This window comes from Rhodococcus sp. ACPA1 (assembly GCF_002300195.1).
Lineage (GTDB): Bacteria > Actinomycetota > Actinomycetes > Mycobacteriales > Mycobacteriaceae > Rhodococcus_F > Rhodococcus_F opacus.
On sequence record NZ_NSDX01000002.1, the window covers coordinates 491,892 to 506,066 of the forward strand.

Annotated in this window: 12 protein-coding genes; 10 read left to right on the top strand and 2 right to left on the bottom strand. The window is 63.3% G+C overall.

Going from position 1 to position 14,175, the window contains the following annotated elements; translation table 11 throughout:
* The first annotated feature begins 367 nt into the window (after positions 1 to 367).
* Positions 368 to 766: a nuclear transport factor 2 family protein gene (locus CJ177_RS08775; protein ID WP_061700110.1), complete on the top strand. Its 399-nt coding sequence runs from the start codon at positions 368 to 370 to the stop codon at positions 764 to 766.
* A 283-nt stretch (positions 767 to 1,049) separates the two neighbouring features.
* A complete protein-coding gene (locus CJ177_RS08780) occupies positions 1,050 to 2,675 on the top strand; it encodes an NAD(P)/FAD-dependent oxidoreductase (RefSeq protein ID WP_061042589.1) in 1,626 nt (541 codons plus the stop codon).
* Positions 2,676 to 2,884: 209 nt separating this feature from the next.
* Here CJ177_RS08780 and CJ177_RS08785 read toward each other — a convergent pair whose 3' ends face one another.
* Positions 2,885 to 4,090 (bottom strand): IS4 family transposase, encoded by a 1,206-nt coding sequence (locus CJ177_RS08785; protein ID WP_061042523.1) that lies wholly within the window; start codon positions 4,088 to 4,090, stop codon positions 2,885 to 2,887.
* Positions 4,091 to 4,406: 316 nt separating this feature from the next.
* Between CJ177_RS08785 and CJ177_RS08790 the strand changes: the two genes are divergently transcribed.
* Positions 4,407 to 4,892 carry a VOC family protein gene (locus CJ177_RS08790; protein ID WP_061700109.1) on the top strand — a complete coding sequence of 162 codons (486 nt, stop codon included), beginning with the start codon at positions 4,407 to 4,409 and terminating at the stop codon, positions 4,890 to 4,892.
* 1,383 nt (positions 4,893 to 6,275) lie between these two features.
* On the opposite strand, the gene CJ177_RS08800 is transcribed toward CJ177_RS08790, so the two are convergent.
* The gene (locus tag CJ177_RS08800) at positions 6,276 to 7,049 is read right to left on the bottom strand and encodes an enoyl-CoA hydratase-related protein (RefSeq protein WP_061042586.1); all 774 of its coding nucleotides are present in this window, start codon (positions 7,047 to 7,049) and stop codon (positions 6,276 to 6,278) included.
* A 564-nt stretch (positions 7,050 to 7,613) separates the two neighbouring features.
* On the opposite strand from CJ177_RS08800, the gene CJ177_RS47315 reads away from it, so the two are divergent.
* The 7 genes from CJ177_RS47315 (at position 7,614) to CJ177_RS08830 (ending at position 14,127) form a co-directional block, all read left to right on the top strand.
* Positions 7,614 to 7,787: a hypothetical protein gene (locus CJ177_RS47315; protein WP_156517667.1), complete on the top strand. Its 174-nt coding sequence runs from the start codon at positions 7,614 to 7,616 to the stop codon at positions 7,785 to 7,787.
* On the top strand, positions 7,784 to 8,656 hold the full coding sequence (locus CJ177_RS08805) for a sugar phosphate isomerase/epimerase (protein ID WP_095867577.1): 873 nt from the start codon (positions 7,784 to 7,786) through the stop codon (positions 8,654 to 8,656). Before CJ177_RS47315 ends, CJ177_RS08805 begins: the two co-directional genes overlap by 4 nt.
* 11 nt (positions 8,657 to 8,667) lie before the next feature.
* A complete protein-coding gene (locus CJ177_RS08810) occupies positions 8,668 to 9,666 on the top strand; it encodes a fumarylacetoacetate hydrolase family protein (RefSeq protein ID WP_179443175.1) in 999 nt (332 codons plus the stop codon).
* Complete coding sequence (locus CJ177_RS08815; RefSeq protein ID WP_063886915.1) at positions 9,656 to 10,471, top strand: SDR family NAD(P)-dependent oxidoreductase; 816 nt, start codon at positions 9,656 to 9,658, stop codon at positions 10,469 to 10,471. Before CJ177_RS08810 ends, CJ177_RS08815 begins: the two co-directional genes overlap by 11 nt.
* Positions 10,472 to 10,737: 266 nt before the next feature.
* On the top strand, positions 10,738 to 11,922 hold the full coding sequence (locus CJ177_RS08820; RefSeq protein ID WP_061042582.1) for a hypothetical protein: 1,185 nt from the start codon (positions 10,738 to 10,740) through the stop codon (positions 11,920 to 11,922).
* Between the two features lie 109 nt (positions 11,923 to 12,031).
* Positions 12,032 to 12,610 (top strand): TRAP transporter small permease subunit, encoded by a 579-nt coding sequence (locus CJ177_RS08825; protein ID WP_061042581.1) that lies wholly within the window; start codon positions 12,032 to 12,034, stop codon positions 12,608 to 12,610.
* Positions 12,611 to 12,612: 2 nt separating this feature from the next.
* Positions 12,613 to 14,127: a TRAP transporter large permease gene (locus tag CJ177_RS08830; RefSeq protein ID WP_061042580.1), complete on the top strand. Its 1,515-nt coding sequence runs from the start codon at positions 12,613 to 12,615 to the stop codon at positions 14,125 to 14,127.
* Positions 14,128 to 14,175: the final 48 nt, after the last annotated feature.

Consider the following 14,175-nt stretch of genomic DNA (forward strand, 5'->3'; position numbering starts at 1 on the left):
TTGTGTCTGGACTTCTCGCGGGTGTGTCGGTGTCGTCGTCGCGGACGGGACCGGCCGCCGAGCGAAGCGCAGCTCGCCTCGACCATGCTGCCGCCGGCGACAGACTCACTCCCGCGTCGGAGCCCCTCGGCGACGAGCGGCAGCGTCGCTCGCAGTTTGGCGAACGGGAAGGCCAGGGGTCGGCGCGATCACCTCGACATCCAGCTCCTCGAAAACGAGTTGTTCGAGGCGCTTGCAGATACGACTCGAGTCGACGAATTGCGTTCAGAGAAGGCCGCTATCGCGAACAACCGTCGCCTGGTCCGGATAGTCGTGCGAATCGACGACCTCGTCAAACCCAGGAAAATGAATCGAAGGAGAGCCTTGAATGTCCGTAACCGAGACCAACCGCAGAATCGTCACTGAGATGTACGAGGCCGGACAGCGTGGTGAACTCGAGACGTTCTTCGGCCACGTTGCCGATGACGTGGTGCTCACCGAGCCTGCCTATCTGCCTTACGGCGGGACATACCGGGGCGCCGGGGCCGTGAGAGAGGTCTTCGGGGTCATAGCCGGTTACCTCGACATGAACTCCCTGACGATCGATCGCCTCGTCGCCGACGAGGACCACGTCTTTGCAATTCTGAGCTCGAATCAGATCGCGACCGGGGAGCGGATCATGCTGACCGAGCTCTCGATTCTTCGTGAGGGCAAAGTCGCCGAGTTCCGGGTCTTCTTCCACGAGGCCGGCTCGTTGCTCGAACTCGCGTCAACAGATTCGCGATAGGACCCGGCCCAGCCGGCGAATTTCGATCGTTTACGCAGTGTGACCCTGTGGCGCTGTGCCGGAGCGAGTCGGGGCTCCTTGTCGAGCGTGCCATCTGGGATGAGCAGACCATAAATCAGCATTGACATTCGGAATATCAAGCCTATGCTTCGAAGAAGCCGTGATGCGGTTCACTTAATCTGGACCTGTGTGGTCCCAGCCACAGGGCACGAGCACGTCTACCTGAAGTAGCGATCGTCCGATCAGAGAACCGGGCGATACCGAACACGAGGAGCAATAAGAGATGGCCGATGATTTTGATGCGATTGTCGTTGGGGCTGGTATCGCTGGCTTGTACTCGTTACACACACTGCGTGAGCGCGGGTTCTCGGCACAGGTGTTCGAAGCGGGTGAAGGAGTCGGGGGCACCTGGTACTGGAACACGTATCCGGGTTGTCGCGTCGACGTCGAGAGCCTCGAGTACTCGTATGGCTTCTCCGACGAGCTGCAACAGGAGTGGGAATGGACCGAGCGGTGGCCGGGCCAGCCGGAGGTCGAGCGGTACCTCAACCACGTCGCCGACCGGTTTGACATGCGCCGGGATATCAAGTTCTCGACCCGCGTTGTGGCAGCGCACTTCGATGAAGAGCGGGCACGCTGGAACGTAACGACGGACGACGGGCAGGTACACACCGCCCAGCATCTTGTGATGGCGTCGGGCACGATTTCGGCGACGAAGGATCCGCGCCAGGACTTCAAGGGCTTGGACGAGTTCAAAGGCGAGTGGTACATGACCTCCGGTTTCCCGACCGAAGGCGTCGATTTCTCCGGCAAGCGGGTTGCGGTAGTCGGCACCGGCTCGACGGGTGTGCAGCTGATCCCAATCGCGGCCGAGCAGGCCGGGCATCTGACGGTCCTTCAGCGGACGCCGGCGTTTACGCTCCCGGCCAAGAACCGACCGATGGACCCCGAATTCCAGACAGCAATGAAGGCGCGTTATCCGGAGCATCGCGCGTTAGCGAAGACTATGCCGTTCGGCGTACCCATCGAGTTGCCGACCATAAGCCTGCTTGCTGACGAGCCGGAGAACGTCCAGCGTCGGCTGGAAGCGTGCTGGCAGGAAGGCGGGGTCGCACCTCTCATGAACCTGTACACCGACGTCCTCGTCGATGAGAAGGCGAACGAGGTCGTGGCGGAATTCGTGCGCGAGAAGATCCGCTCTATCGTGGACGACCCGCAAGTGGCGGACCTGCTGTGCCCCACCACTTATCCGTTCGGTGCCAAGCGTCCGTGCCTCGGCACGGACTACTACGAGACGTTCAACCGGGACAACGTCTCGCTGGTATCGGTCCGCGAGAATCCGATCGATACTTTCACCGAGAAGGGTGTCCGGCTCCGTGACGGGCAGGAACTCGAGTTCGACATGATCGTCTTCGCCATCGGTTTCGATGCGATCACTGGTGCGCTGAACAACATCGACTTGCGCGGGCGCGCAGGCGTGACGATCAAGGAAGCATGGGCCAATGGCCCGAATGCGTACCTGGGCTTACTCGCGGCCGACTTCCCGAATATGTACATCCTCACTGGTCCCGGCTCCGTTTCGGTGCTTGCGAACATGTACACCTCGATCGAGCAGCACGTCGACTGGGTCGCAGACCTGCTCGTCGACATGCGTGAGCGTGGTCGCGCGACGGTGGAGGCCAGCCACGAAGCGCAGGAGAAGTGGATGGCGCATGTGGCCGAGGTCGGTGACGCGACACTCTTTCCGCGTGCCGACTCATGGTACGTCGGCGCGAATGTCGAAGGTAAACCACGCGGCCTGATGCTGTACGTCGCCGGGCTCGGTGTGTACCGAGGCATCTGCGACGAGGTCGCTGCCAAGGGCTACGAGGGCATCGAGTTCCAAAGCGACCCTGTGGGCGCGGTCTAGGACCAATACCGTTCAGTTAGTGAACAAGGACGGTGCATTTCGGCGGTTGGGTGGGTTGTGGATGGTGTTGGTGGTGTGCGCGTTTGGCGGCCCATTTGAGGACTTTGCGTTTGACGACGCGGGGGTTTGATCGGGGTCGGCGTGCCGGGTTGATGCGGCGCAGGAGTTTGGCGATGCCCTGATTCCACAATCGGGTGGCGGCGTGGTGGTTATGAGGGGGAAAAAGAGCTGTGGGACAGGGATCGTCGGGTGATCCGCAGGGCGGCGACGAAGGAGATCCGGTCCGGGTCGTGACTGCCGGCGGTCGCGGCATCGCGCATCAGGGTGCGGATGGCGTAGTGGCAGCACAGGTGCCCCCAGATTTCCTGCTCGACCAGCGGTGGGGATTTCGACCGCAGGACCGCTCGCGGCCCGCGTTGGTGGGTTTTGAGTTCGTCGAAGGTGTTCTCGATCTCCCAGCGTTGGGCGTAGGCGAGGGCGAGTTCTTCCGCGGATGCGTCGGCGGGGTCGACGATGGTGGTCAGCAGCCGGTACTGCTCGGGGTTTCCCCGCCCGTCGTCGAGGGTGTAGTCGATCACGCGCACCGTCAGTGGTGTGCGCTGCTGCCGATTCTTCCCGGAGGTGGGGACGATCTGCGCCAGCCAGGATCCGTCGTCGAGGGTCTCGAGGTGGCGAGGTGAGAGCGTCGAGCTCACCCGCCACAGCAGGTCGGCGCCGGTGGCGGCGGCCCGGGTCCACATGTCGAATCCGTACAGGCCGCGGTCGGCGAGCAGCAGCATTCCCGGTTCGAGGGTGTCGAACAGATCGTGCGCCAGCTCCCGCTCGGAGGTGCGGCACGGTCCGATCGCGGCGTCGAAGACCGCGTGGGTGCCGCATTCGGCGAGGGCCACCAACCGTGCCTGCGGGAACGCGGACTTCTCGCCGCGACTCGATCCGGGCCGCCCGAAATGCTCGGCGTTGGCCGGGGTGTCGGGCAGGTCGAGGCAGGTCCCGTCGAGGGCCACCAACCGGCGCCCGGCGAGCCAGGATCCGGGTGTATCCGCGTCGGCGAGCGGTCGTGCGACACGGCGGAACAGCTCCCGCACCGGTTCGTGCCCCAGCCGGGACCGGGCCTGGAAGATCGCCGATTTCGTCGGCGGCGACCAGGACTGCGACCATCCCGACGACCACGACAAACCGTCGGTGAGCTGCTCGAAGACCTCCTCGTAGGAGCCTTGCGAATTCAATGCCATCCCGATCGAGAAATACGCCGTCACGCGAGCGGTCAACGACCTACTGCGCTGCTCGGTCCGCCCGCATTCCGCGATCACCTCATCGACCAGGGACGCGGGAAACACCCTGGTCAACAACCCCACCGACACCACATCCGACAACCGCCGATCCGAGACCGGCTTCACCCATCCACTCCGAGGCACACCTCATCGTAACGCAACCCGCACTAACTGAACGGTATTGGGTCTAGGACGGATTCAAGAAATACTTGTTCACTAGAACCGATGCCGATGAATCTCGTTCTCGGCTGGTCGTTAACGAAATGCGGCAGGGTGTGCGCCGACGGCCACGACTTCTCCGGTGTCTGGGACATTAGGTTCATCGAATGAAGTGTCCGACACCCGCTGCCACGCGGCCCCGATCGCCGATCGCCGACGCGCGCGTCGGAGGTCTGGGGCCGCACCCCGGACAAACCGCGGGGGACCAACGACCGCGAACCAACCTCCAGAAGGGGACACCATGGGAAAGCGCACGAACGTTATCGATCACGTCACGTTCATCTACCGGAAAGAGAATCTCGACGCCGCACAGGCGGAGCTCAGCGCGGCGTTGGGGATCACTGATTGGGACGGTCCGACGGAATTCGAGCGCTTCGGCATCATCCAGGTACAGTCTGTCTCGGCTGGTGTCGAATTGCTGGCTCCTACGGGCGACCATGGATTTATCGCTGACTATCTGAAGGAGCACGGTGAAGGATTCTTCGCGCTGATCTACGGCGTCGAGAATCTTGACAAGGCGGTCCGGGAGACGCGAGCCAGAGGGATCGAGCCGGTGCTGGACGGTGACGGGAGCCCCCTCGTCATCGACTCCATGGTCGGCGGTGCGGATGGCGGTCTCGCACACCCGACGTGGGCAGGAAAGGTAACGGTCTACAAAGAGGTCCCGTTGCAACCGGTCGCGGGTCTCAACCTCTACCTGGGCGAGATCGAGGCGGTCGGGAACTGACAGTAAGGCCGGTGCGTCGCTCCGTACGACGGTGCCGTTGATCGCGGCGCCGTCGGTAGATACTCGACCCGCTCCGGGAGCTCACTACTTTCGGCCACCACTTTGATGCCGGCAAGCAGGCGCCGAGCGAAGGTCGCGGCTCGGGACCTTGCCGACGGAACGACGACGGTACTCCGTGATCAAAATGACCGTCGAGCTCTCGAGCTGCTCCACGATCTCTTCCACCGCGGCGACCTCCTCGGGTTTTGCCTGATTCGCCTCCATATCTGGATGGTCGGCGCATAAGCGAACTACCGATAGGGGTAGGCAAAAGCTAACGCCCAGGACACCCGTCGCCGTGCCGCCCGCGGTCACCTGACGTCAGCGCACTTCAGCGCGGTCCTGCCCGCGATCAGCAAGGACGTTGTGCCGAAGATCGGTGCGGCGGTGCGGTCCTGGCGACGGCACACCCGTACCGGTCGCGCCTTCGCACGCGCTACCGTGAACAGCCTCACCGTCGCCTCGGTCCCCGAGGCGGCCTGAACGAAGTCTCCACCTCGTCCAGGATGCTTCTCCATCCGTCAAGTCATGCCGGGGTCCGGGCGTGCAGCGGTCAGTGGTCGGAACATCTGCCGGGTGATACCTCGTCAGGCAACGCACTCCTTGGTCTTCGACCCTCGCAGCGGCGGGCAACATACCCGCGGGTGTCGCGGTGGGGGCGGATCCGGGCGAGGACGAGAGTGGTCAGCGCCGGTTCAACCTTAGACAGTTCCGGTTCGATCGCGTTTACGGCAGAATCGAGTGCCTTCTGTTGTCGATCAACTCGGTATCGAGGGCGCGGACTCGTCTTTGTCCAGTCGTACCGCCACCCGTCGACACATCAATCTGTCTGCGCGTCAGCGCTTTGCGCGCATCGATTCCAAGGTCGGTGATCCGGAGCAGGGCGGCGAGCGCATTACTGCTCGGGTCCGCTCGCCGGCCATTTGTTCTCTGGCCACGACGAGGACGCGAAGCGCGGCGCGGGGTTCCTCGGCGCGCTTCGCCTACCTCAGAACTGGCTGTGGAAAGGTGTGGCACAACCAGTTCGACAGAACCTTCGGCCGCACTCAGCCGATCATCGCGTAACGCCCGCGCCACCTGCCCGGCTCGACGGGGAAAAGCTAGTGGAACCAACCGTCTCGAGAGGTCGGACGATCACCCACGCCCGTCACCTAATCGCTACCGCACAACGAAACTCAGCACACGCACATCAGTTGATCGGTGAAGGACGGCGCCCTGGTGGACGTGGGGCCGGTGCCGCCGGACCGAGCCGCAGCGGGGCCATTCTTTCGGCGAGGGCGATCGCCAGGCCGAACGTCCCGCCATCACTACCATCACCTCGGCCGGACGGCGCCGGTTGTCGGGTCAGGTGAGGTGGGCATACCTTGGTTCCCGCCTCTCGACGACTGCGTTGATCGCTTCTCTCGAATCGGCATGCGCGCAGAACTCCACGGTCAGCCCCTGCTCGTACACGTAGCCCTCCTCGAGAGTCATCGGCTCAATCATGTTGAGCGCCTGCTTGGCGTACCGCAGACTCGAGGCGCTATGGCGTGCCACATGGGTGGCGAGTTTCAACACTTCCTCGAGCAGTCGACTCCGATCGACAACTGTGATGAGGGCCCCGTATGACACCAGACGAGTGACCGGTACCGGGTCGCTCGTGAAGTACATCCACCGCAGCACCGGCTCGGGCACGAGGCGGGACAGATGGCGGGCGCCTCCTAGTACACCTACGTTCAATTCTGGCACGCCGAAGCGCGCATCGTCGGAGGCAATCACAAAGTCGCAGGAGGCTGCAAGCGCGAGTCCGGAGCCGAGCGCGGCACCCTGCACAGCGCCGATGACGGGTAGCGGACAACGCGAGATCGCAAAGAAGGCCTCGCGCACCTCGAGCATCCGCTCAGCGGCGTTGTCCGGTGCAAGCTCTGTGAACTCTTGCAGGTCGTTTCCGGCGCAGAAGTGATCGCCCTGGCTTGACAAGACGACGACGCGGGCACCGGGGGCGACATCATCGATGTGCTGGAACACATGCGCGAGTTCGCGGTACGCGGCTTGGCCAAGTGCGTTGACCGGGGAGCGGCGCAGTTCGACACGAGCGACCGCGCCCGTGACCTCGCAGCTGATGTTGGTGTACTCCATCGTCGATATCTCCTTGCACTCGGCGGACTTGTTCAATCAGGCAGCCGGAATCATCCGGGAAGCATGGGAACATGCTTCGAATGGGTTTCAGTTTTTACGTACGCAGATTCAATGTAGGGCATGGGATCCAGATCCGGCTACGCTGAGTCTCCTAAGGTGACGCGGCCCAGCGGCCCAGTCGTAGACTGCCTCCGGCACGTCCGCCCGGGAAGGTGAGGACTGTCATCGGCCTCGAGGGCTGTCATATCCGTATTTGAGCGCCGACCTGGGCTTGCCCAGCATCGCGATGACATTACCGGCGAAGTCTCAAGTTTGGGCTCGGACGCGACGCGCCGAGATCTACCTGCAGTGCGCGCACAGGCCGATCTGCACCTCGATGCCGGCCTATGAAACGGATGTCATAGGGCAGGCGAGGGAAGTGCGGTATCCAGAGCAATGCGAGTGTCGTCAGGCGCTGCGTGGCGGTCCTTGTCCTTGCTGTAGAAATGCGAAAACCTATTCGTATTTACAGAATCTATATTTCGTAATAGCCTGGCTTCATACGACATGGCGAAGGAGTTTGCGTTGTCCACAACCTTTGTGTTCGTCCGGATCGCCGACCCCGATCTGGAGCATTCACTTGCCTCCTCGACCGAGGCCGTGGTGTCCGAATCGACGAGCGTGTCATTCCCCGACGAGCTGACCGTCGCCGCGAAGCTGCCGAATGCAGATCTGCAGACCGGGGTGCGCCGCCGATGAGCTGCGGTTCCGGAACGTCCGTCCTGTCCTATCTGACGGTTGCTGGCGCATCCCCTTCGGAGTCGATTGCGGCGGCGGCGGAGGCGGGCTTTGAGGCCGTGACGCTGCGAGCGGTGCCGGTGGGGACCCGCCCCGACGCCGTCGGTCGGATCCCGTTGGACATGGGCGGTGCTATCAACTCAGCACGCGTAGGGGTGGCGGACATCGAGTTCGTGGATATCCATTCAGATCTCGAGGTGGCCCGCTTGGAGCCCGTCCTGGAGTTCGGCGCGCGGGTCGGCGCGAGATTCGTCAATACAATGTGCAGCGACCGGGACGAAGAGCGCGCCACCGATCATCTGGCCGCACTCTGTCGGCTGGCTGCACCCCACGGTCTCACCGTCGCCCTGGAGTTCACTTCGTACACTGCCGTGAACTCGCTGCACAAAGCTCACCGAATGGTGGAGCGGCTCCAGGACCCGGCGGCAGTCGTTGTGGTCGACGCGTTGCATCTCGCGCGCACGGGCGGCACGCCGAACGACGTCGCAGAGTTAGTGCGACTGCGCCCCGATCTCTATCCGATCGTGCATCTCTGTGATGCGCCGCGGACTCTCGCCGAACCGACGGCGGAGGCACTGGCATACGAGGCCCGGAGCGCTCGGCTCCTCCCGGGGGAGGGCGGGCTGCCGTTGGTCGATCTGGTGCGAGCCATGCCTGCTGCGACGCAGTACGTCGAAGTGCCCTCACCAGCGTTCGCCGGGATGTCGTACGTCGATCGTGCTCGGGCGGCCGCCGACGCGCTTGCCCGGATCAGGGATCAAGCGGGGCGATCATCGTCTCATGTTGTCGGCCAGAAACAGTCAGCACGATCAGGAGAGGTGAAGGGTTGAGGTTCGCACGATTGCAATCCGGCAAAACCGCCGTAGCGCAGGAGGATCGGTTCATCGACCTCCATGGTGCGGTGACCGCGTTCAGTGCGCACGATCCAAGCGCGTCGAGCATCCTCACAGGGCTGTTGCCTACGGCGGACGCTGACTGGACGTCACTCATCGACGGATGGGACAAGGCGAGGGCGGCAGTCGAGTCTCTGCTCGTGTGGGCGGCGAAGGAAGGTGGCTATGACGTCGTTCTGGACGGTGCGCCCCCGCTCGCCGCGCCATCGATTGCGGTGCTCGCCATCGGCGCGAACTTCGCCACGCATGCGGCGCGATCCGAATTCGCAATCGAGGGAGGCGGCGCGGCGACCGCGGATCGTGTTGCGAAGCTCCTCGAGGCCAGGCGCTCGGGCGTTCCTCCGTGGGGGTTCCAGATTCTGCCGCGCACGGTCGTCGGCGACGGCGGACGGCTCGGTCGGCCATCCGGTTTCTCGTACCTCGACTACGAGGGAGAGGTCGGGGTCGTGCTTCGCGGCGGCGAGACGCCGCGCGTCTGGGGTGTCGTCGCTGTCGACGACGTCAGTGTGCGTGACCCGTACTTCTCATCGGGCGCACCGAGGATCGACGAGGGTCCCCTCACCTGGGTGTTGCAGAAGAACTTCCGAGGCGGAACCGCGTGCGGACCGTGGGTCGTGGTGGACGAGGACCTCGACGAGAACGACCTCGACATCCAGACGCGCGTCAACGGAAAGCTCCGCCAGAGTGGCAGCACGAGCGAAATGGTCTACTCCTTCGCTGATGTCGTCGACCACCTGCACGGGTTCATCCCGTTGCGCGCCGGCGACATCATCGCGTCCGGCACACCAGCGGGCACGGCGTTCGAGGAAGGCGCGGACGGACCATTCCTCGTCGACGGGGACGAAGTCGTCGTCGAGGTCGAGGGTGTCGGAAGCCTACGCAATGTAGTCGGCAAGACGCCGACCGGATCGGGAACAGCAGAGAAGGGAACTGCAGATGATAAATGAGGAATTGACCGAGGGTCGTCGCTTTTCGGGCAAGACCGTCATTGTGACCGGCGGTGCTTCCGGCATCGGTCTCGCCATGACCGAGAGGTTCGCTCGCGAGGGTGCCGCAGTGTTCGTTGCAGACGTCGGCAAGTCCGATGAGTGGTCGGACATGCTCGAGCGTGGCGGTGACATCACGTTCGTCGACACCGATGTGACCAAGCCTGCCGACTGGGCGTCGCTCGTCGGGGCAGCGTCTGAGCGAAACGGCGGAGTCGATGTGTTGCTCAACAACGCCGGCCTCACCCGAGCTGGGCTGCTCCACGAGATGAGCCGGGAAAACTGGGACCTCGTGCTCAACGTCGACCTGAACGCGGTGTTTCACGGGGCGCAGGCGGTGCTTCCCGGGATGGTCGAGCGTGGGAGCGGTACGGTCGTCAACACGGCATCGACGCTGGGCTTCATGGCCAATCACCACCTCGGTGCTTACACCGCTGCGAAGCATGGTGTGGTGGGCCTCACGAAGCAGATAGCCCTCGACTACGGGCCGCTGGGGGTTCGGTGCAACGCAATCGCACCTGGTCCCACCGAGACGCCGAATGTTGTCCGTAGCTACGGCAGCGCCGACGCGATGGCTCCTCGCGGCAAGTACCTGCTCGACAGTGTCCCGATAGGCCGGCTCGGACGACCATCCGAGATCGCCTCAGTAGCGGCATTCCTGGCGTCGGAAGAGGCATCGTTCGTCAATGGTGCGATCCTGCCGGTGGACGGAGGACACTCGGTGCACACGGGGCCGATCTGGAGCGACCGTGAGTATCAGAACTGAGCCGTCTTTACCACTGCGGCGCAGGCAGGACCAGGCGACGTAAAAAACAGAAATTGAATACGAAATACCACCCACCAGAAGCGGCTTAATGCTAAGCTGATTCAGCATTCGCGAATCCATCTCGATGAAAGCCGATTCGGCGACGCTAAGCGAAATCGCGTCCAGTGCTGGCCGGCACCGACTGTTGGGCTGTGGCGCAGTGAGCAGTCGCCCGCCAACGCCCCGCCACGAGGCATACCCTTTCCGCTTCTACGAAGAAGTGAGTTATGAATCGAATTCACACCGGACTTACGGCCTTCACGGCGACGGTCGTCGCGTCGCTCCTCCTCACGGGATGCAGTTCCGGCACTGACACTGGAGGTGCCGATGCCGGGGGGACACTCGAAAGTTTTGACCCGACTGTCATCAGGGCTGCGTTGATCACCCCGCAGGCGGGCACGAACGGGGTGGTCGCGGATTCGCTGTTCGAATACGTGACGGAAGCGACAGCAGGGAAGATCACCTTCGAGCCCTACTGGTCGAACTCCCTTGTCCCCGCTAACGAGGTACTGCCCTCGGTGCAAGCCGACACCGTGGGATTCGGGGGCTTCTCGACCAGCCTCAACCCTGACGAGCTTCCCGTGTCGCAGTGGCTGCGGGACCTCGGTTCCGAGACGTCGTACGACATCGCGACTCCCGAGGGGCACCTGCAGCAGCTCCTGGCGACCTGGGACCTGTTCCAAAGCAGTGACATACTCGACGCCGAGTTCGCAGCTCAGAATGCGAAGGTGCTCACCGGCTTCGCGAGCGCGCCGTACAACCTCGCTTGCGTGGACCCGGTCGAGACCCTGGACGAGGCAGACGGCAAACGGGTGCATGTCGGCGGAGGATCATGGATCCCGGAAGCGGAATCGCTTGGGATGTCGACGCAGTTCATCAACGGACCTGAAATGTATGAGGCGCTTCAACGCGGCGTGATCGACTGCGTGGTGTGGCCGGCAACGATCCAGAACGACTTCTCGATCCAAGACGTCGCGCCGAACTTCACTCCGGCGCAGTTCAGTACCTTCCTCGGGTACGTGCAGGTCCTGAACCTGGACACGTGGGAGTCGTTTCCTCAGGAGGTGAAGCAGATCTTCGAAGAAGCGGCGATTCGATCGACCATCCGGTCGGCAGAGGTCAACCTCGAAGACACGGCCGAATACCTCGCCGACGACCGGGTCACCACGCACGACGCGTCCGAGCTGGACGAAGCGCTCGCAGCGACTCAGAAGGAGGCACTGTCGACGCTCGCGGACCGAGCCCCGTCAGCGGTGACCGACCCGGAAGCGTTCATCGAGGGCTACATGCAGAATCTCGAGTTCTGGAAGGGCGTGATCGACGAGATCAAGGCTCAATCGCCCGATCTCGACGGCTGGCAGGAACGTGTGAGCGAGGTCATGCACGAACGCAGCCGAGCACTCAACCCCTGACCGCCGCTGCCTCGCAGACGCTGGTCGGGCGACTCCGAGGACGCAGGTTCCAGATGTCACGTACCAGATCCGTGCGTTACGGGTCAGACATACCGGATTGGACCTCACCATGACCGAAGCCGAAACCTCAACGGTCCTCGTTTCACCGTCACGTCGCGCCCCGAAGCTCGTGGCAGGGATCGAGTGGGCGGGTAAAACAGCAGCGTGTGTCGGCGGCATCGCGCTCCTCATGCTCATTCTGCAGCTCGCCGTGGACGTACTGGCGCGCAACTTCTTCAACCAGTCGGTGCCGGGCACGACGGATTTTGTGACGTATTGGTGGATGCCCCTCGTGGCGATCCTCCCGTTGGCTTTCGCCGAGATACGGCGTGGACATATCGACGTGACACTGATTACAGATGCACTCTCACCCAAGATGAAGTGGGTGGCCGACCTCGTCGCCATTGTCCTTGCGCTCATCACCTTCTCGGGCCTCGCCTGGTACACGTTCGTGAGCGCGGTGATGAAGATGGAACTGAACGAGGCCGCCCTGAGCGCCCGGTGGCTGGTGATCTGGCCGATTCGCTTCGTCATCGCGGCGGGCCTGATCTTGGCAGTGCTTCAGCTCGGCGTCGAGCTGTACAGGCAACTCTCGGGGCGTCAGGCCCCCGGGTCCGCGGAACCGGTCCTACTCACAGAAGGCGTCTGAGGATGTCGTCACCCACGCGTACTGTCAATGCACCCCGGCACGAGGAGGCACCTCAGAGCCGGCTGCCGCACCGCCGTCTCGTGTTGCGACCCGGCAACATCTCGTATGTCGTCACCGCTGGGCTACTCGGCGTCGGCCTCGTCTCGCTCCTGATGTTCGACCTTCCGCGGGAAGCGGTGGGCTACCTCGTTATCGGTCTCGTGCTCTGCGCATTACTGCTCGGCGTCCATATCGGCGTCTCGATGATACTGATCCCCACATTCGGGCTGTTCGTGCTGGGCAAGCTACCGACGGTGGTCGGCACCTTCGAGGGTGTTGTGTTCAACACGGTCGCGAGCTGGCAACTCAGCGTCATCCCGATGTTTGTGTTGATGGGCATCGCCATGTGGAAGGGGGGCCTCACCAGTAGGGCCTTCGACGTGGCTCTCCTCTGGCTGGGTCGGTCCCCTGGCGGAGTTGCCGTCGGCACCAACCTTGCCGGCGCAGGTTTGTCGGCCGCGAGCGGCAGCTCAATAGCTATCACCGTCGCCCTGGGCCGCATCGCCATCCCGGAGATGCTCAAGTTGAAGTACAGTCCGGCACTCGCGACGGGTACGGTCGCGATGGCGGGCACGTTGGGCCAGGTGATCCCGCCCAGCGTGATGCTCGTCATCTACTCCGGCCTCGTGCAGACGGCGACAGGTCCACAGCTCATCGCGGGCGTTGTTCCGGGAATCATCCTTGCTGTCGCGTTCGGCGGGGTCATCGTCGTCTGGACTCTCATCAAGCCGTCGTCCGCACCGCGCGTCGTCACGCGGGCACCGCTCGGGCAGAAGCTGCGCTCCCTCGTCGGGATCGTCCCGATCGCGGTCGTCGTGCTCGTAGTGATCGGCGGAATGCTTGCGGGCCTTTACACCCCGACCGAGGCCGGCGCCTTCGGCGCGCTCGCTTCCATCGTCGTCAGCGTCCTGTCGTTTCCACGAAAAGAGCGCACGTTCAGGCGGATCCGCTCATTCGTCGGCGAGAGCCTGATGGAGACCGTAGTATCGTCGGCCGCCCTGTTCCTGCTCGTCATCGGGGTCACGGTCATGACCCGGCTGATGGCCCTGAGCGGCGTCGCCCAGTCTGCCACCAACTTCCTGGTCGGGCTGGGTATGCCGACAGTGGTGTTCCTGCTCGTCCTGATCGTGCTGTTCGTCCTGCTGGGGATGTTCCTCGATGAGTTGTCGATGATCCTCCTCACCCTGCCTGTGCTCATCGGGCCGCTCACTGCGCTCGGCGTAGACATGATTTGGTTCGGGATCTTCCTCATGATGCTCGTCCAGATCGGCATGGTCGCGCCGCCGATCGGCATTCTGTCGTTCATCGTGCACGGTCTGACGAAGGATCCTGCGGTGAATCAGGGGTACAGCATCAAGCTCACCGACGTGTTCAAGGGTGTGGCCCCGTTCGTCGTCGTCACGCTCGTGATCCTGGTCGTCTTCGTGTTCTTCCCGAATATCGTGACCTGGCTGCCGTCGATCATGGCGCCGGAATGAGCCGACATGATGCCCTGCCGGACAACACTATTGCGGACGCGCACCGCA